Consider the following 918-nt stretch of genomic DNA (forward strand, 5'->3'; position numbering starts at 1 on the left):
GCCACACCCAGATCCGCCTCACGCGCCTCACCCGGACCATTGACCACACACCCCATCACCGCGACCCGCAACGGCACCTCCATACCCTGCAGACCCGCCGTGACCTCATCCGCCAACTTGTACACATCCACCTGCGCCCGACCACACGACGGACACGACACGATCTCCAACCGCCGCTGCCGCAGATTCAACGACTCCAGAATCTGGATACCCACCTTCACCTCCTCCACCGGAGGCGCCGACAACGACACCCGGATCGTGTCCCCGATCCCCTCACTCAGCAACGCACCAAACGCCACCGCCGACTTGATCGTCCCCTGGAACGCCGGCCCCGCCTCCGTCACACCCAGATGCAACGGATAATCACACCGCTCCGCCAGCTGCTTGTACGCATTGATCATCACCACCGGATCGTTGTGCTTCACCGAGATCTTGATATCCCGGAACCCGTGCTCCTCGAACAGCGAGCACTCCCACAACGCCGACTCCACCAACGCCTCCGGCGTCGCCTTCCCGTACTTCGCCAGCAACCGCTTGTCCAACGACCCCGCGTTCACCCCGATCCGGATCGGCACCCCCGCCTCCGACGCGGCCTTCGCGATCTCCTTCACCTTGTCGTCGAACTGCCGGATATTCCCCGGATTCACCCGCACCGCCGCACACCCGGCAGCAATCGCCGCGAACACATACTTCGGCTGGAAATGAATATCCGCGATCACCGGAATCTGCGACTTCCGCGCAATCACCGGCAACGCATCCGCGTCATCCTGCGACGGACACGCCACCCGCACGATCTGACACCCCGACGCCGTCAGCTCCGCGATCTGCTGCAGCGTCGCACCCACATCCGCCGTCACCGTCGTCGTCATCGACTGCACCGACACCGGCGCGTCCCCGCCCACCGCCACCGACCCGACC

1 protein-coding gene is annotated in these 918 nt (G+C 64.8%); it reads right to left on the minus strand.

The genetic code is table 11. The annotated features are described in order from the left end of the window. Nucleotides 1-918: flavodoxin-dependent (E)-4-hydroxy-3-methylbut-2-enyl-diphosphate synthase (ispG, locus tag PV419_RS52905; protein WP_319701251.1), on the minus strand; the 918-nt coding region annotated here is incomplete at both ends.

Source organism: Streptomyces sp. ME19-01-6 (genome assembly GCF_033793745.1).
In the GTDB taxonomy this organism is placed as follows: Bacteria; Actinomycetota; Actinomycetes; order Streptomycetales; family Streptomycetaceae; genus Streptomyces.